This is a genomic window from Amphritea sp., assembly GCF_048266285.1.
GTDB lineage: Bacteria > Pseudomonadota > Gammaproteobacteria > Pseudomonadales > Balneatricaceae > Amphritea.
Genome location: NZ_JBLWZV010000005.1, coordinates 103,466 through 120,855 on the forward strand (window position 1 = coordinate 103,466; position 17,390 = coordinate 120,855).

At 49.3% G+C, this 17,390-nt stretch carries 16 protein-coding genes; 9 read left to right on the forward strand and 7 right to left on the reverse strand.

Going from position 1 to position 17,390, the window contains the following annotated elements:
• Window positions 1-107: 107 nt before the first annotated feature.
• On the reverse strand, window positions 108-320 hold the full coding sequence (locus tag ACN0T0_RS08810) for a hypothetical protein (RefSeq protein WP_417225182.1): 213 nt from the start codon (window positions 318-320) through the stop codon (window positions 108-110).
• A 185-nt stretch (window positions 321-505) separates the two neighbouring features.
• Here ACN0T0_RS08810 and ACN0T0_RS08815 point away from each other — a divergent pair, with 185 nt between their 5' ends.
• From ACN0T0_RS08815 to selD, 5 genes are all read left to right on the forward strand, one after another.
• Window positions 506-1,261, forward strand: coding sequence for a spermidine synthase (locus ACN0T0_RS08815; protein ID WP_417225184.1), 756 nt, complete (start codon window positions 506-508; stop codon window positions 1,259-1,261).
• 104 nt (window positions 1,262-1,365) lie between these two features.
• Window positions 1,366-1,878: an S-ribosylhomocysteine lyase gene (gene luxS / locus ACN0T0_RS08820; protein WP_215950375.1), complete on the forward strand. Its 513-nt coding sequence runs from the start codon at window positions 1,366-1,368 to the stop codon at window positions 1,876-1,878.
• 76 nt (window positions 1,879-1,954) lie between these two features.
• The gene (locus ACN0T0_RS08825; RefSeq protein ID WP_417225186.1) at window positions 1,955-2,791 is read left to right on the forward strand and encodes a S1 RNA-binding domain-containing protein; all 837 of its coding nucleotides are present in this window, start codon (window positions 1,955-1,957) and stop codon (window positions 2,789-2,791) included.
• A 106-nt stretch (window positions 2,792-2,897) separates the two neighbouring features.
• On the forward strand, window positions 2,898-3,968 hold the full coding sequence (locus ACN0T0_RS08830) for a hypothetical protein (RefSeq protein WP_417225188.1): 1,071 nt from the start codon (window positions 2,898-2,900) through the stop codon (window positions 3,966-3,968).
• 796 nt (window positions 3,969-4,764) lie between these two features.
• Window positions 4,765-6,993, forward strand: a complete 2,229-nt coding sequence (gene selD, locus ACN0T0_RS08835; RefSeq protein WP_417225190.1) for a selenide, water dikinase SelD — start codon at window positions 4,765-4,767, stop codon at window positions 6,991-6,993.
• 45 nt (window positions 6,994-7,038) lie between these two features.
• On the opposite strand, the gene ACN0T0_RS08840 is transcribed toward selD, so the two are convergent.
• Window positions 7,039-7,731: a PilZ domain-containing protein gene (locus ACN0T0_RS08840; RefSeq protein ID WP_417225192.1), complete on the reverse strand. Its 693-nt coding sequence runs from the start codon at window positions 7,729-7,731 to the stop codon at window positions 7,039-7,041.
• A gap of 244 nt (window positions 7,732-7,975) precedes the next feature.
• Here ACN0T0_RS08840 and msrB point away from each other — a divergent pair, with 244 nt between their 5' ends.
• From msrB to ACN0T0_RS08855, 3 genes are all read left to right on the forward strand, one after another.
• On the forward strand, window positions 7,976-9,124 hold the full coding sequence (gene msrB / locus ACN0T0_RS08845) for a peptide-methionine (R)-S-oxide reductase MsrB (RefSeq protein WP_417225194.1): 1,149 nt from the start codon (window positions 7,976-7,978) through the stop codon (window positions 9,122-9,124).
• A gap of 82 nt (window positions 9,125-9,206) precedes the next feature.
• Complete coding sequence (locus ACN0T0_RS08850; RefSeq protein ID WP_417225196.1) at window positions 9,207-9,569, forward strand: hypothetical protein; 363 nt, start codon at window positions 9,207-9,209, stop codon at window positions 9,567-9,569.
• A 184-nt stretch (window positions 9,570-9,753) separates the two neighbouring features.
• Window positions 9,754-10,890 (forward strand): hypothetical protein, encoded by a 1,137-nt coding sequence (locus ACN0T0_RS08855; RefSeq protein ID WP_417225198.1) that lies wholly within the window; start codon window positions 9,754-9,756, stop codon window positions 10,888-10,890.
• Window positions 10,891-10,908: 18 nt separating this feature from the next.
• Here ACN0T0_RS08855 and ACN0T0_RS08860 read toward each other — a convergent pair whose 3' ends face one another.
• From ACN0T0_RS08860 to fadB, 3 genes are all read right to left on the reverse strand, one after another.
• The gene (locus ACN0T0_RS08860) at window positions 10,909-11,502 is read right to left on the reverse strand and encodes an ACP phosphodiesterase (protein ID WP_417225200.1); all 594 of its coding nucleotides are present in this window, start codon (window positions 11,500-11,502) and stop codon (window positions 10,909-10,911) included.
• 108 nt (window positions 11,503-11,610) lie between these two features.
• A complete protein-coding gene (fadA, locus tag ACN0T0_RS08865) occupies window positions 11,611-12,789 on the reverse strand; it encodes an acetyl-CoA C-acyltransferase FadA (RefSeq protein WP_417225202.1) in 1,179 nt (392 codons plus the stop codon).
• A gap of 13 nt (window positions 12,790-12,802) precedes the next feature.
• The gene (fadB, locus tag ACN0T0_RS08870; RefSeq protein WP_417225204.1) at window positions 12,803-14,962 is read right to left on the reverse strand and encodes a fatty acid oxidation complex subunit alpha FadB; all 2,160 of its coding nucleotides are present in this window, start codon (window positions 14,960-14,962) and stop codon (window positions 12,803-12,805) included.
• 397 nt (window positions 14,963-15,359) lie between these two features.
• On the opposite strand from fadB, the gene ACN0T0_RS08875 reads away from it, so the two are divergent.
• Window positions 15,360-15,950, forward strand: coding sequence for a 1-acyl-sn-glycerol-3-phosphate acyltransferase (locus ACN0T0_RS08875; protein ID WP_417225206.1), 591 nt, complete (start codon window positions 15,360-15,362; stop codon window positions 15,948-15,950).
• A 35-nt stretch (window positions 15,951-15,985) separates the two neighbouring features.
• Here ACN0T0_RS08875 and ACN0T0_RS08880 read toward each other — a convergent pair whose 3' ends face one another.
• Window positions 15,986-16,756 carry an enoyl-CoA hydratase gene (locus tag ACN0T0_RS08880; RefSeq protein WP_417225208.1) on the reverse strand — a complete coding sequence of 257 codons (771 nt, stop codon included), beginning with the start codon at window positions 16,754-16,756 and terminating at the stop codon, window positions 15,986-15,988.
• A 51-nt stretch (window positions 16,757-16,807) separates the two neighbouring features.
• On the reverse strand, window positions 16,808-17,380 hold the full coding sequence (locus ACN0T0_RS08885; RefSeq protein ID WP_417225210.1) for a DUF2889 domain-containing protein: 573 nt from the start codon (window positions 17,378-17,380) through the stop codon (window positions 16,808-16,810).
• Between the last annotated feature and the right edge of the window lie 10 nt (window positions 17,381-17,390).

Consider the following 17,390-nt stretch of genomic DNA (forward strand, 5'->3'; position numbering starts at 1 on the left):
TTTTTGTTCATCAAACCATAAAGGAGCCACCGGCTCCTTTATTTTTTTAACCACAAGCGGATACTAAACTAATTCCGGTGCTCACTAGGTCAAGATGGTTTATACAATCAGTGATGGCCAATACGAGCCTGAACCGCCGCAGCTGTTCTTGCCCCCTGCTGCCAAGCAACTAAAGCCTCTTCACAACCACTACAAACTCCGACCTTTAATTCCCGATCAACAATAATCCAGGTGCATTTTCCAGCTTCAGTGTCACAACTATGATGATCATCACAGCCACAGCCGATACAATGCGCCAGCACTAACTCACTTTGCTTCATGAGTGTCTCCCTCGTTATGGGTTTATCCTTAATGACAGGCGATTAATGATAGATCACTTTATGCCACCGCGCCGTTCAACTAAGTGGCTAATTAGCATAAAAACAAGTGCTATGAGAGAGATGAGTTAATCCTTTTATCGCTTCAACCCTAAAGCTGTAAGCCTGATTTTTTGGAGAATCGTTTTTTGAGCACCCTGCAAGGAACAGAGATCACCCGTAATTTCGATGAATACGGCCCTATTTATGTCTATGACGATGGCCCCTATCGTTATATGAGCTTTGGCGCCGGCGGTGAACAGAGCCGTATCGATCGTAGTCGCCCGGAATATCCGGTGTATCAGTATTTACAGGTCATGTTGCTTGGGCTGCTCTACCAACCCACACCACAGCAGGCACTGATGCTGGGATTAGGTGGCGGCTCACTAATACATGCCCTGCTAAGTTACTCTGTGGATCTTCAAATCGAAGTTGCCGAACTCAGGCACCAGGTGCTGGCCACCGCTGCTGAGCACTTTCAGTTGCCGAAGACGCCGAGGCTAAACATTACCATCAGTGATGCCATGGATTACCTCTGTCAAAGCAGCACACCGTCAGATCTCATTTTCACCGATCTGTTCAGCGATACCGGTATGCAGCATCAACAATTGCAAAAAGAATATCTTGAGCAATGCTATCGTCTGCTCAGTGATCAAGGAGTGTTAGTTTTAAATCTGTGGGATGAAGGCCACGGCTATCACCCCCGCGCCAATCAGCAACTATCCGATCTATTCGGCGATAACTGGCTTTGCTGCACTGTCGATAGCGGTAACCTGATCGCCTTTGGTTTTAAAGGTGGCAAGCCGGAATCGAACCCCAGAGCCCTGCTCAATGGCGCGAAAAAGCTGGAAAAACGGCTCGGCTTTCCAGCACGAAAGTTATTAAACCGGATACGGGAATCATGATCGCTGGGCGATTGAAAAGAAATCCACCACTAAGGGTTAATTTCCCCGCATAATACTGGGATAATCTTCGACTATACTATTTGTTATTTCTGAGAGATTTACACATGCCTCTGCTAGATAGCTTTACTGTTGATCACACCCGTATGAATGCGCCAGCGGTTCGTGTTGCTAAGAATATGACCACCCCCCATGGCGACACCATCACTGTTTTTGATCTGCGTTTCTGCCGTCCCAACGAAGAGATACTCAGTGAAAAAGGCATCCACACTCTTGAGCACCTGTTTGCTGGTTTTATGCGTAACCACCTAAACGGCGATGGCGTCGAGATTATCGACATCTCCCCTATGGGCTGCCGCACCGGTTTCTACATGAGCCTGATCGGCACACCTGAAGAGCAAAAAGTCGCCAACGCTTGGTTGGAATCGATGGACGATGTCTTACATGTCGAACAGCAAAATCAGATCCCTGAGCTGAACGAATACCAGTGCGGTACCTACCATATGCACTCACTGGACGAAGCTAAAGCGATTGCTGATAACATTCGTCACCGTGGCGTCGGCGTTAACAGCAACGACGAATTGAAACTGGACCCTGAGTTCCTAGAAACCCATTCCTAATCAAATCGATATCTGATTCAGTAACGGAGCCAGAGCGATCAGGCTCCGTTTTATTTTACCTAGAGGCACAACCCCCATGGCAATGATCGGCCGGTTCAATAATCTGGAAGTGGTCAAACAAGTTAAGTTCGGCGTCTATCTTGATGCCGAAGAGCTTGGCGAAATTCTGCTACCCCAGCGTTATGTACCAGAAAACACGCAACCAGGTGACCGGTTAGAGGTCTTTATCTATCGCGACTCCGATGATCTATTGATCGCCACCACTGAAACGCCTAAAGCGCAGATCGGCGAGTTCGCCTGCCTTAAAGTTGTTGATCTCAACCGTACCGGTGCGTTCTTTGATTGGGGCCTTCCCAAAGATCTACTGGTGCCGTTTAGCGAGCAGAAAAAAACAGTCGAAAAAGATCAGGAACAGATCGTTTATCTCTATCTGGATCAGGAAACCGACCGCATCGCCGGTTCAACCAAGCTGAATAAATTCCTCGATAGCTACCCCCATAGCTACGAAAAAGGCCAGCAGGTCGACCTGATCATCGAAGAGCACACCCATATTGGCTACAAGGCGATCATTAATGGTCAGCACTGGGGTGTAATATACGATGATGATGTTTTCAAACCGGTACGCTACGGTCAGCGGATGAAAGGCTTTATCAAGCTGGTTCGCCCCGATGGCAAGATCAACCTAAGCCTACAACAACTGGGTTATGGTAAAACCGATGATCTCGGCAAGCGTCTTCTGCACCTGCTAGAAGACCATGACGGCTTTATTGCAGCGAATGATAAAACCTCACCGGAAGAGATTAAACGACTGTTCAGCTGCAGTAAAAAAGCCTTTAAGCTGTCCATCGGTCGTCTATATAAAGAACGAAAAATCGCCATCGAAGAGAACGGCATCCGCCTCCTCACCAAATAGCCCCGTCATAACGCGATAACATAAGGGTCTGCGCTTTCAGTGCGGCCCCTTACCATATACAGGAAAACCCTGATAAACTAGTGCCTTTTTCCAAGGACATAACACTATGACTCAGGCCCTGATTATTGCTTCCGCTAAAACTGTCGATAACCACGGCTCGTTACAGCACTGTTTAGCCCAAGAAGCAGCACTGCAACAACAGGGACACCGGTTAACAGAACTAGTGATTGATCCACTCAGTACGCCTTGGCTCAGTGAACTATTACCTAATCATTACCGTAGCGGCTGTGGTCCTATTGAAGCCCTAGCCGATGCGCGGCAGCTAATTATCACTGGCGCCGCCGATGCCGTCGTCATCACCGGCAAGGATAACTTACGCAGCGGCTATGAACGCCAAGAACGGCTCGATCTGATGGCCGTCTACGGAAACGATTACCCCCTAACGCAAGCCTATAACGAACTAGCAGAACAGTTTATTCAACGTCACCATAGTGATGCAGAGCAGTTTCGAGAACTGGCCGAGCAGCTGTTTGAAAACTATAAACGCCGTTTTCAAAGTCTGACAACAGAGCCACTAGCGACTGACCAACTACCGGATGAGCGCTGGTATAAACTGATTACACCACTGTTTCGCGGTGTCGATTGTGCTAACCCATTAATCGACTTTAGCGGTCGAATCCTAATAACTAGCCCCACAGTCGCTCAGCAGCTTAATATCACCCCAGCAGAAACCGTTGAGATTGCGGCCGTTGGACTGGGCATTGTAGCCGGTGATGGCCAGCCCTATATCGACGAAATTGCTCGCTATCAGCATCTAGAGCAAGCCTATCAATCCGCTTGTCAGCAGGCACAGATCGACTTCGCCCAGCAATTCCGTGATGGTCACGCATTGCTCGAGGTGTATACCTGCTATCCGGTTGTACCGATGGCCTTCTTACTCGCGAGTGGCCTAGTGGATCAATTAACACAATTACCCGCATTTCTCGCACAACACCTGATCACCATCACCGGTGGTATGAACCTCGCCAAAGGCCCGTGGAATAACCCGGCACTGAATAGCTTGATCGAGATGCATCAACAACTACTAGCAAGCCCTACACACTCACTCGGCGCCGTACATGGCAACGGCGGCTTGGGTTATAAACAGGGTGTTGCCCTGTTGAAAAAGCTCGCTTAACCGCTGACAGCTTAAATAGACCGATTTATCACAACTATCAGCCCACGATGATGGCCGAATACAAATTAAGATGGTTATTCGGGGTCAATTCAACCTATTGACCTGTGAATAACCGCTATTGGCAACAATATCCAGCCAAACCTGTTTATATTCCTGTTGATACCGTTGTATAAACCTAACGAACATATCCACAAAATAGGGACATAACACGCCCTGAAGCCCTTTCAGCTCTCCATATTACTCACATTCACCAGATAGAATGAGTTTTTTTAATCAAAATCCCCTATAACGACGTTGATAACCGTGCTTCAACGTCATCGATTCGTTAAAACCATCCACACGGTCATGTTATCCCCTTATTCTGTGGATATCCTATGGGAAAACCTTTGCATAGCGACTTATAAACCGACTCAGTGCCCATAAAACCTAGCTTTTAAAGCACGGATCAGTTTATAAACAGTCATATGATTAAAAACTTATTGATAAGCATTCTCATTTGCATTAAGATCAATCTCGTTCGTTAGGACAGGCAGGTTGCTCTCACCTCACCGGTAATCTGTCTATGGTGGGAAGGCCGATTTGGCCGGCCCTCCCGCCTTCTTTCGAGCAACGATAATGCGTCGGTAATATGATTTTTACGGTGTCCGTTTATCTTTCACGCTCACCACTCATTTACCGCAGGTATTGTCAGGCTCTTGTTAATCTTCACCGGGTGCACACACCCGGTATTTTTTTCTTATCTCTGGCCATTTATTCGCTACTATATAGCGAACCTTCAAATGAGACCGAGTACCCCATGCAACTGGATCCTACCGCTAATAAACACCTAATCTTTATCGGAGGTGGACATGCTCACGCCATCGCTCTGCTAATGATGGGGATGAATAAACCCGCGGGAGTACGTATCACCCTAATATCGAACCTAGTTCAAACTCCCTACTCGGGCATGCTGCCGGGGTTGATAGCGGGACATTACAGTTTTGATCAGGCGCATATAGACCTTGGACGCTTCTGCCGCTATGCCGGCATTGATTTCATTGAAGATTCAGTAACGGGCATTGATCCGGTTAATCGCACCGTACAATGCCTCAACCATCCAAACTTTAGTTATGACCTTCTGAGTATCGATACTGGCTCGACCCCCGCCCTCAGCACCATTCCTGGTGCCAGTGAGTTCACGACTGGAGTGAAACCCGTAAAACAGCTACTAGAATATTGGGATGACCTTCAAGCGCGCATTATGCAAGGGGACGACAGCCAAGATATTCATATCGCGACAGTAGGCGGTGGTGCTAGCGCGGTCGAAGTCCTGCTAGCCATGCAATATAAGTTGCAAAAGCAACTAAGCAAACAGCAACGCCGCACCAACCACTTACATTTCCATATTATCTGTGGCCCTGAGCAGATTCTGATGGATCTGAATAAACGAGTACAACGGCGTTACCTACAGGTGCTAAAAGAGCGCCAAATTGAGTTGCATACCCATTTCCGCGTCGAGCAGGTCAAACAGGGGCGCGTTATCAACGCGGCCGGAGAAAGCATCGCTTTAGATGAAATTTTCTGGGCCACCACGGCCCGAGGAGCGGACTGGCCCGCACGTGCAGGACTAGAATGTGCCGAGAACGGCTGTATTCGCGTCAATGACTACCTGCAATCGGTTTCCCATCCCGAGGTATTTGCCACGGGTGATATCGCTGAAATGATCAATTTCCCTCGCCCGAAAGCCGGGGTTTTCGCGGTTCGCCAAGGTGCGCCCTTACTGCGCAACCTTCAGGCGACACTCTCAGGACAGCCATTATCTCGCTACAAACCACAAAAGCAATTTCTCAGTCTCATCAGCACTGGAGATCGCTATGCAGTCGCCTCACGCGGCCCCTTCAGCCTCGCCGGTGCTTGGGTATGGCGGTGGAAAGACAAGATCGATCAAACCTTTATGCGCCGTTTCAGCGATTTAACTGAACTGCCGGATCAAACACCCGGCACTCAGCTTAAGATCGAAAATCCAGATATGCGATGCGGCGGCTGCGGCGCTAAAGTAGGTCACAGTATTCTTAACCGCGTGTTAAAGCAGCTACCCGCGCCGCCTACTGAAATAGAGATCGGTCTTAAACGCCCCGATGACGCAGCTGTTATTGATGTCCCCGTCGGAAAGCTATTGGTGCAATCCGTCGATAGTTTCCGACAACTGGTCAACGATGACTATCTATTTGGTCAGATTGCCGCCAACCATGCACTAGGGGATATTTTCGCCATGGGAGCAACGCCCCATAGCGCTCAAGCGATAGTCAGCGTTCCCCACGCCAGCGATGAGATTGTCGAACAGCGCCTGCGCCACCTGCTACTCGGGGCTAGTAAGGTATTTAGCGACTGCAATATCGGTTTGATTGGCGGACACACCTCGGAAGGCAGCGAACTGACACTGGGCTTCACCATCAACGGTCTCGCCGATCGTCAGCAACTGCTCACTAAACAAGGGTTGCAACCGGGTGATCGATTAATTATCACCAAACCGTTGGGTACCGGTACCCTGTTTGCCAGTGATATGCGCAGCCAGGCGAAAGGACGCTGGATCAGCCAAGCACTCCAACAGATGCTCCATTCAAACTATCAGGCTAGCCAAATTCTGTCGGCGGCCGGTGCCCATGCCTGCACCGACATTACCGGTTTTGGCCTGCTCGGACATCTCTCAGAAATGTTAGAAGGGTCTGATATGGGAGCGCGCCTATGGCTGGAAAATCTCCCCGTGATGGAGGGGGCACTCGCGTGTCTACGCGCAGGCCTACTGAGTTCGCTACATCCACAAAACAGAAAATTTGACCACTTAATTGCCAACCTTGATGAGTTCAATAGCAATACCCTAATCGAACTACTATTTGACCCGCAAACAGCCGGCGGGTTACTCGCGGCCGTCAAAGCGGATCAGGCGGATAGCATCATCGAACAGCTACAAGCGGCGGGTTATAGCGAAGCCTGTATCATAGGCAGTGTAAAACAAGAGGGGCAAATGCAAGTAGTACTCGCCTAAGCGAAGCGACTTAAATAGATAGCGACACTAAAACAGCCAGTATAATTAGAAAAAATCGCCGACCGATTCGAGTTTAAGAGCGTTGATATAACGTAAGATAAGTTCACGGTCGGCGGTAAAAGCCATTCCCGCATGCTGATCCACTGGCGATACCGACATCACCTTCGCATGCACTTCCGATGGCTTATCATCAAACGGCAATTGCAGTTTAATAATACACTCCACTTTATCAGTCTTGGCCTGCTGCAACTCGGTTAAATCTTGATCTTCGGTCAGTTTTAGCAACCCACCACCACTACTAAAATTAATCATGATGCCACTTAGCGTCTGCTCTTTGAGTATCAGCTCAGCGGTGATGGCACAGGGATAGCGGGGTTCTTTACGTAACCAACGCGACTGAATATTATCCGGATAACTGGTTATCAATAAGCGGCCCCCCTGCAGAAATAGGTCGATCACCTCGGATTCAAACGCATAGATACGGCCATTAGAGATGATACGCATCACCAACTTGCGCTTTTTAGTGAACAAGTCTCTATAGGTCAGTTCATCACTGCCCATACCGCTTTTGATTAGCTGAGTCACTGCCGGCAAACGGGTAATAATTACTTTGCCGTCGATGCCGAAGAAGCGGGACATATACTTAAAACAGCCACCGGCATCGCTCACCTGAATCACACTATCTTGCTCGAGTGAGGGGAACTCATTCAGAATGACATTTTCATTTGTATAAGGCATCCAAGCACCGCTAAAATCCAAACCAACGAGTGACTAACATGAATACTATAATCCCTCATTAGACCTATCCACAAGAGCCATTCATACAACTCTAGCCTAATAAAGCAGCATATTAAGCGTTAATCATTAACATTTTTTTGAATATTGAACGGCCAACGCTACTGCCTAGCATCTCTTTTTTCAGCTTGATTTCACACCGTCTGGCTATGATGTCCATATTCAGTGATTCACCCGGAGATAACCTATGAAAATGAAGCTAGCTATTGTGCTTACCGCCCTCACCGGCATTAGCGTCTTGAGCGTCACCGCCGCGCCGGAAAATATTGCCCGCGCGGATCTGCAACAGCAAGGGCTAAAGGTCGCGACCTTTGCCGGCGGCTGCTTCTGGTGTACCGAAGCAGGTTTTGAAAAACTCCCCGGAGTGACCGAGGCTATCTCCGGCTATACCGGCGGCGAACAAGCTGATCCTAGTTATAAAGAAGTATCCTCCGGCTCTACCGGCCATACCGAAGCAGTACAGGTTTACTATGACCCTCAAGTCATTACCTATCAGGGCCTGCTACAATCACTCTGGCGACAGATGGACCCCACCGATGGCAGTGGCTCCTTTGTTGACCGAGGTAATCAGTATCGTCCAGCGGTGTTCTATCACAATGAACAGCAACGCCTGATCGCCGAAAAGTCGATGACAGAACTGGCCGCATCAGGCCGTTACAGTAAACCTCTGGCCACCGAACTGAGTAAATTGACCGACTTTTACCCGGCCGAGGATTATCATCAGGATTACTACCAGCGCAACCCAATTCGTTACAAATACTACCGTTTTAATTCAGGCCGCGACCAGTATCTCGAAAAAACCTGGGGCGAAGATCTACATCCCGACTTCACTCAGTTTGGCCGTGGCCAGCAACAAGACTCTGCTATTCAGAACACTAACAACAGTAATGCTTACAGCCACTTCAAAAAGCCATCAGAGCAGCTGCTGCGCCAACGCCTGAGCGAAGTGCAATATGAGGTCACCCAAGAAGACGGCACCGAACGGGCTTTTCAGAATGAATATTGGAATAATAAACAGGAAGGGATTTATGTAGATATCGTCAGTGGCGAGCCGCTGTTCTCATCCAAGGACAAATATAAATCCGGCACCGGCTGGCCCAGCTTTACCCGTCCCATTTCCCCAGAGGCGGTCAGTGAACACAGCGATACAAAATTCTTTATGACCCGCACAGAGGTCCGCAGTGTCTATGCCGACTCTCATTTAGGCCATGTTTTTAGCGATGGGCCTGAGCCAACAGGGCTTCGTTACTGCATGAACTCGGCGGCATTACGCTTTATTCCCGTAGAGCAGATGGCCGCACAAGGCTATAGCGCACAACTTGAGCTATTCAACTAAACAGGACTCAACAGCAGACATAGCTGAGCCCACGTAAAAAATAGGATAGACTGTTGCTTACCGCCGATACAGGAGCAACAGTTTGTTCGCCTTCTACCGTTTATTGATCATCCTACTACTGCCATTGATGGCCCAACAGGCCGTTGCGCTTCAGCTAACAGATCCTCGGTCAGCGGCGGTATATATCATCAAACAGCGCCCGCTGATTAACGCCTGTTTAGAACAAGCCTACACCCACATCAATTTATCCCAGATATGGGATAGTCCTCCTTGCCAACAATTGTTAGATCAGGACCTGCAGCTAAAAACTGCTTGGCACTTGCTGTTACCGAACGGCACAACAACCGGACTCGCGAAAGTACCCTACGGTTTGAGAAAGCCAACCCTAGATACCTATTCTGAATATAAGCAACTCGCAGAAAGAATTGCCCAATTAAGCCGCTAAAACGATTTAATTCAATTTTTCTTTGTTGTCCTTATTACCGGAGTTTCGACTTAAAAAACTATTAAATCAGACAGATAGCGACGTTAATATTAAAGTCTGAAAAAAAACTAAATTTCAAGTCTTACCTTTGCCTCTCTGATCTCTATAATACGCCCTCTTTTTGCCAGCGGCTCCGGGTAATATCTTGATTATTTTCACCATCACCAACACAGTTTCTAAACAGGTTTATGTCGGTTCAACCCGAAGTGATATTGACAGTCATTGGGAGACTCTGCTGATTGCGGCTGAGTCAGGCGTAGAAGCCGAACTCTATAATGATATTCGTAGTTCCGGAGCTCAAAGCTTCGCCATTACTGAATGGGGCTTTGCCGATAATCTCAGTGAAGCACGTGAGCTCACCAGCGACGCCATGGAAACCTTTAATGGTAAAAGCCTGCAGGGGCTCATTACCAAGCCAAAACCGAGTAAGGTCCATCGTCAGAGCGCTGCAGAGCGTAAAGCTGCCTTAGCTCTGCTAGAAGAAGCAGAACAACAAGCACTGCTCAAGAGTGAGATCTCGAAACCAACAGGTGAAGCCGGCGACACACCCGCTAGCGAAGCAGATCTCAAACTGCTGGCTCGCAAACGGGATGCTGAGCTGGAAGCGAGAATCGTCCGCGAACGACAGGAAACCATGGCAATGAACAAAGTTCTTGCTGAGATGGAATTCCGCAAACGCAGTAAATCATCGAAAACGAAATCGAAAAGCAGCACGGTCAAGCCTAGCAGCACCTCTAGTACGCCTAAAATGGCCATCGGTAAAGTCTCCTCTGCCAAACAAGAAAAGCAAATTAAAGAGAAAATAGTCCAAGAACGGGAAGCCCGTGAAACGACTAAAATCTCACGTCAAAAAGCCGAAGCGCAAGAGATGGCTGCGGTCATGGCACGTATTGATGCCCGTGCTCAAGGGATGCGTAAAACCGCCCCGAAAGCCAAGCCTAAGTCAGCCATGCGCAGCAGTATTCCGCTGTCTATGAAGAAAGCGCCTGAAGCGCTCAAAGAAACGCGCCTCGAATTGGACTTGGATATCGCTAAGAAAGCTGAATTGGCGGTGATGCAGCAAGAGAAAAGTCGTGCGGCGACAGGCCAACCCTTGGCAGGAAAACAAGTAACGATGGCTCGGGTTAGCCACAATAGCGGCCTGAGTAAAGAACAGAAAATCGCTCACACTATCGACCGCTACCGCAAAACAGCTACACCCGCTGTCAGCAATAAAGTACACGGCCAACAGGAACTAATCAGCTCTCTGCAAGCACGTCTGGCGCAACGCAATATAAAATAACCCTACAGGGTTATAACGCTAACGCTTTCCAGCATCCATTAACGGTGATGGAAAGCGTTCACATAGATCACAACAAAACACGTTAAAACCTGCCTCAAGACGAGGATAGTGCACCGCCAACTCCTCCCCTATACCAGCAAAATCATGTCGAAATCGAATCCGGCCCGCGATCCGATCCAAGGCATAAGAAACGCCATCTAACTGCTGATACGCGCGAAACCAATCTGTCGCTACCATCCGCTGTGTCACCTGCTGCATGCGCTCAGGCATCAATGACTGTCCGGCCAGTAGATCCGCATACAGGCTATCGATCACCTGATCCACTGGCGTGGAACTCAAATGTGGCCAATGTTTAAGGAGAAAGTGATCAAATAAAACATCCAGCGCAATACCGGAAAAACGCCGCCGCTGGGCGCTAAAACAACCTTTCAACCGACTCACTTCGGAGTGCTGATCGGTAAACTGATCTACCCGACGATGGTTGATTAACCCGGCAAACACCTCTTTTGGCAACGCCTGGGTATCGACACCACGAGCAAAGTCGCCCAAAAGATTGCCAACCCGGGATTCGACCGTGGGTTCCGCTAAGACGAGATGGGCAAAAAAATTCAAATAAAAACCCCGGATACAATGATAACCATTCACAGTATCCGAGGTTTTGAGTCACACAGCAAGCGCCTCTGGGGGAGCGCCGCTTACGCATTCAAACAGGACAATCGCTTAGTTCAGACGTTCAAACACCGTCGCAATACCCTGTCCCATACCGATACACATGGTCGCTAGACCCAAAGTACCGTCATTCTGCTCCATCACATTCAGCAACGTAGTGGATATCCGCGTGCCGGAGCAGCCTAGTGGGTGGCCTAGTGCGATCGCACCGCCATTCAGGTTGACCCGCTCTTCCATCTGGTCGAGCAGCTTGAGGTTTTTCAGCACCGCCAAACCCTGCGCCGCAAAGGCTTCATTAAGCTCAACATAATCGATATCTTCAATGCGCAATCCAGCTCGTTTCAAAGCTTTCTGGCTTGCGGGTACCGGACCATAACCCATGATTGAAGGATCACACCCCGCGACCGCCATTGAACGAATCTTCGCCCGTGGCTTGAGTCCCAACGCCTGCGCTTTGGCCGCCGACATAATTAACATCCCAGAAGCACCATCAGAAAATGCCGAGGAAGTTCCCGCAGTCACCGTACCAACCTTCGGTACAAACACGGGTTTTAGCTGTCCTAGGGTTTCCACAGTAGATTCGGGACGGATAACTTCATCCTGCTCCAGCAACGATTTAAAACCGTTTTCATCATGCCCTTCAACTGGCACGATCTCATTATCAAAACGGCCTTCACGGCGAGCTTCATCAGCTAGACGGTGAGAACGGGCACCAAAGGCGTCCTGCTGTTCCCGACTGATACCGTTCATTTTACCCAGCATTTCAGCAGTTAGACCCATCATCATCGCCGCTTTGGCAACCTGAGTGCTCATCTGCGGGTTGATATCGATCCCGTGAAGAATATCTAAGTGGCCCATATGCTCGACGCCACCAACCATAAACTGATCGCCGTTGCCGGTCATGATCGCTTGGGCCGCGGTATGCAGCGCCGCCATAGAGGAGCCACACAGACGGTTAATCGTCTGCCCTGCAACACTATGAGGTAAGCCCGCTAATACCGACGCATTACGCGCAATATTAAAACCCTGCTCTTTGGTTTGGTTAACACATCCCCAGATCACATCCTCAATATCAGCAGGATTGACGTTCGGGTTACGTGTCAGCAAGCCATTCATCACGCTGGCCGATAATGCTTCAGCCCGGACATTCCGGAAGGAACCGCCTTTGGACTTACCCATTGGGGTACGTACCGCATCGACGATGACTACATCATTTGGATTCAGACTCATCTTCGATTCCTCCTTAGTGAGCTGTGTTATTTAAGTAAGTCGAGCCAGCAGCGGCCATCTTCTGCATCGTCTCAGTAGGCTGATACAGGGGTCCTAACTCAGCGTACTTAGCCGTCATTTCACAGAATGCTGCAAGTCCCATCTCATCAAGGTAATGGAACACACCGCCGCGGAATGGCGGGAAGCCAATACCGTAGATCATTGCCATATCGGCTTCTGCCGGAGAGGCAACAACACCCTCTTCTAGACAACGTACCGTCTCGATACACAGAGGAATCATCATCCGTTCAATAATTTCTTGTTCATCGAAGTCGCGTCCAGTTCCGACTACACCTTCGATTAATGAATCGACTTCAGCATCCGGCAGCTTAGCCTGCTTGCCTTTTCGATCCAGTTCGTAGCGATAGAAACCTTTGTTATTCTTCTGACCGAAACGCTCCAGTGAGAACATCCGGTCAATGACCGATTCGCCCTCATGGGACATACGCTCAGGGAACCCTGCGGCCATCACCTGATCCGCATGATGGGCCGTATCGATACCGACCACATCCAATAGATAAGCAGGCCCCATTGGCCAACCAAAACGTTCCATCACCTTATCCACCTGACGGAAATCAGCACCATCCTGCAATAAGCCACTGAAACCACCGAAATAAGGGAATAGCACTCGGTTCACCAAGAACCCAGGACAATCATTAACCACAATCGGAGTTTTACCCATCGCCGAGGCATAAGCGACCGTTCGTGCGATGGTCGCATCGGAGGTTTTTTCACCCCGAATGACTTCCACCAGCGGCATCATATGCACCGGGTTAAAGAAGTGCATACCGCAGAAATTTTCCGGCCGCTTAAGTGATTTAGCCAAGGCATTAATAGAGATCGTCGAGGTGTTAGATGCCAATACCGCATCTTCAGCGATATGCTGCTCGGTTTCTGCCAGCACCATCGCTTTAACTTTTTGGTTCTCAACCACGGCTTCAACCACCAGATCGACCGTCGCAAAATCACCATAGCTCAAGGTCGGACGAATACGGTTGATGGTCGCAGCCATCTTCGCAGCATCAATCCGGCCCCGTTTAAGCTGACCGGCGAGTAATTTATTTGCCTCATCCAGCCCCAATTGAATGGCCGCTTCATTGATATCCTTCATCAAGATCGGCACCCCTTTAGAGGCCGACTGATAAGCTACGCCGCCGCCCATGATACCGGCACCCAAAACCGCCGCCTGCTGCACTTTGTCTGCTTTCGCTTCAAAGCCACGACTAACTTTTTTGACATACTGGTCTTTCATAAACAGACCCACCAGCGCTTTCACAACCGGACCGGAGGCCAGTTTAGCAACGCCTTGGGCTTCTGCCAGAATCGCCTTATCACGACTCATGCCGCAGGATTTCTGGATCGTTTTAACCGCTTGTAAAGGTGCTGGGTAATGTGGGCCCGCTTTTGCACCGATCATGCCTTTAGCGGTTTCAAACGCCATCATCTGCTCAATCTGATTGAGCTTCACAGGACTTTGTTTAACCTGACGACGCGCGGCGTAATCAAACTTACCGGCAGCGCACTGGTGCAATAGGTTAATACCCGCTTCGCGCACTTGATCTTGTTCTACAACCGCATCCACCGCACCATCTTTCAGAGCCGCCGCCGCGCGTTTTTCAACGCCGGTGCAGATCCACTCATGGGCGTTATCAATACCGATCAGACGAGGCAAACGAACAATACCTCCCCACCCTGGGTTGATGCCTAATTTCACTTCCGGCAAGCCAACTTTCGCCTTGTTGCCCATCACTCGATAATCGGTCGACAAACATAATTCAAAACCACCACCGAGGGCTAAACCATTGATCGCTGTTACCGTCGGACAAGGCAGATCTTCTACCGCATTAAAAATCCCGTGGGTTTCCAACAAAGCGGCAATCAAGCCCTCTTCGCCTTGATCGAACAGCGAACTAAATTCTGTGATATCTGCGCCAACGATGAAGCAGTCTTTAGCACTACTGAACAACACCCCTTGGATGCCTTCAACTGCGCTGAGCTGAGTCACCGCCTCTTTCAACTCACCTAGGGTCAGTCGATTAAACTTATTAACTGGCTCATTGTTCAGATCGAATGTCAGCTCATAAAAACCGCTGTCGATCTCCTGAACCCGAATAGCCTTTCCTTCAAATTGCATGGTGCACTCCATACTCAGGATAATTATTGTTAGTCATAGTAAGGAACCTGACTCCTCTTCCGTACGCCGGACTGCCACATCAAAAAAACAGGGAGATAACACTGCGTACAGCTCAGGCTTATTAATACTAGTCTCAGGTGATTTTCCAGCAATAACAAAAATGGCCTTATTCAATAACATAATCGTTTATACGAGCTTTATACCTATAAAAAACAGTGTTTTAGATAAAAAGATATAAATAACATTTTTGAGCAACAAAGACATAAACAGGTTATTTACACGATTTTGGCACGCAGCCTAGGGGTTCCACGACGGACAATAAAGGGCATTTCGTATCCGATTAGGCCAAATAACACTACAATGCTTGATAAAGTCGCTAACGTTTCCTGATCATTCCATGCATTCAACTATTTTTAACAGCACACTGTTTCATCCGCCACTGCGTTGGTTATCGCGCCAATTTCTAAAAATGAAAGGCTGGCAGGTGGATTTTTCAGCGATTGAAGGGATCGATAAATGCGTTCTCATCGGGGCACCCCACACCAGTAACTGGGATCTTCCCTATGCCCTGATGCTGGGGTTTAGTCAGGATCTACCGATCTATTGGATGGGAAAGGTACAGATTTTCAAATTTCCCTTCCGGCACCTTATGATGTGGCTCGGTGGTATCCCCATCGATCGCTCAAAGTCGGTGAATGTCGTCTCTCAGGCGGCAGCTCAGCTACAACAGGCAGATCAGCTCTACCTCGTGATCGCTCCAGAAGGCACCCGCTCGCAGGTGGATGAATGGAAGAGTGGTTTTTATCATATTGCTCATCAAGCCGGGGTTCCGGTGATGGCGACCTATATCGATTGGCGCACCCGCCGTGCAGGTATCTACACGGCGTATTACACCAGCGGTGATGCGGACAAAGATATTGCCGAAATTAAAGCCCTTTACGGTGACTTACTGCTGCGCCACAAGGGCAATCAGCAGGGTCATTCGTAAGGACGATACAGCATGCGAGCAACCGAGACTGACGGTTAAAAGCGGGAGAAGTCCGGCGCACGTTTCTCCATAAAGGCCATCAATGCTTCGCGGGCCTCATCGGAGGTAAGCCGCTCGGCAAACTGATTAACCTCGGCAACCAACACCGCTTCCAACTGCGATTGAGTGTGGCTACGCAGCATCGCTTTACTCTGGCGCACCGCTTCCGGCGCCAACGCAGCCAATTTGGTCGCTTCATCCAACGCCCGTGTTTGCAGCGTATCCGGTGTCACAACCCAGTTGACCAACCCCAAGTCACTAGCGGTCTCCGCACTGAAGGAATCCCCCAGCACCAGTAGCTCAAAAGCGCGGCGATGACCGACTAATTGAGGCATCAACAGACTCGAGCCTCCCTCAGGCACCAAGCCCAAGCGAGCAAATGGCAGCTGAAAACGCGCCTGATCACTGGCAACTACCAGGTCGCAATGCAATAACACCGTGCTACCGATACCCACCGCAGCTCCCGGCACCGCCGCAATCAGCGGCGTTTTCAATGCGGCGAGAGTCTGCAAAAAGAACAACGGCACTTTAATGGCATCCGGACGGCTCACCGCCGCGATAAAATCGGCGATATCATTACCGGCACAGAAACTATCGCCAGTCGAGCCAAGGATAATAACCCTAACCTCCGGATTGTTATCCGCGGCGATCATCGCATCCGTCAGCCCCTGATACATCTCAAGGGTCAGGGCATTTTTTTTCTCTGGGCGGTTCATTAAAACCTGACAAACACGATCCTGAAGGGTTACTTTTAATATGTCGTTCACAGAGAGCTCCTAGTTAATTCGCGGCTTGATTGGCACTATCAATTAGCGCTATCAATCAGCACTATCGGGGGCAACGCTTTCGGGGGCCACAGCATTATAATGTTCCGGCAATAATACCTTAATCACCTCACTGTTTTGCGCCCAACTATGGCAACTATTGATCATCAACGGCGCGCCTAATTTCATAACATCAGCATCAATGCTAGGCCAAAGGGTCTGCACCGCGGTCGTCGCAACAACCGGCAACAACTCATTCAGATGAGTACAGCCTCGATGCCCTCCCAATAGTGTTTTACACTGCCGCGACCAACCCGCCCCGATACGCGTGCCTTCCAGTTTTTTAAAAGCAACAGCAATATTAGGACAGATCGGAAAAGGTGAGGCATCAATAAACGCCTCAACCTCATGGATTAAAAATTGTTGATCGAGGGTGATTCGTAAACCCAAATCATGAAAGGGCTCACCCGCAGCCACATCCCCACGGATAGGCAGCGCCACAGTGTCGGTTTTAATATCGGTCATACGCGCTTCGATATCCCACAGACCATCATCGCGAGCATAACCATAACATTCGACGTTACGACGGTGCTGCAGCGCCCGTCGCACAGGCTTCGATAAAGACATGATCACCTCC

Coding starts and splice junctions, on each gene's coding strand:
- ACN0T0_RS08810 (WP_417225182.1), bottom strand. CDS start 320: ATGAAGCAAAGTGAGTTAGTGCTGGCGCATTGTATCGGCTGTGGCTGT.
- luxS (WP_215950375.1), top strand. CDS start 1,366: ATGCCTCTGCTAGATAGCTTTACTGTTGATCACACCCGTATGAATGCG.
- ACN0T0_RS08825 (WP_417225186.1), top strand. CDS start 1,955: ATGGCAATGATCGGCCGGTTCAATAATCTGGAAGTGGTCAAACAAGTT.
- ACN0T0_RS08830 (WP_417225188.1), top strand. CDS start 2,898: ATGACTCAGGCCCTGATTATTGCTTCCGCTAAAACTGTCGATAACCAC.
- selD (WP_417225190.1), top strand. CDS start 4,765: ATGCAACTGGATCCTACCGCTAATAAACACCTAATCTTTATCGGAGGT.
- ACN0T0_RS08840 (WP_417225192.1), bottom strand. CDS start 7,731: ATGCCTTATACAAATGAAAATGTCATTCTGAATGAGTTCCCCTCACTC.
- msrB (WP_417225194.1), top strand. CDS start 7,976: ATGAAAATGAAGCTAGCTATTGTGCTTACCGCCCTCACCGGCATTAGC.
- fadA (WP_417225202.1), bottom strand. CDS start 12,789: ATGAGTCTGAATCCAAATGATGTAGTCATCGTCGATGCGGTACGTACC.
- fadB (WP_417225204.1), bottom strand. CDS start 14,962: ATGCAATTTGAAGGAAAGGCTATTCGGGTTCAGGAGATCGACAGCGGT.
- ACN0T0_RS08875 (WP_417225206.1), top strand. CDS start 15,360: ATGCATTCAACTATTTTTAACAGCACACTGTTTCATCCGCCACTGCGT.
- ACN0T0_RS08885 (WP_417225210.1), bottom strand. CDS start 17,380: ATGTCTTTATCGAAGCCTGTGCGACGGGCGCTGCAGCACCGTCGTAAC.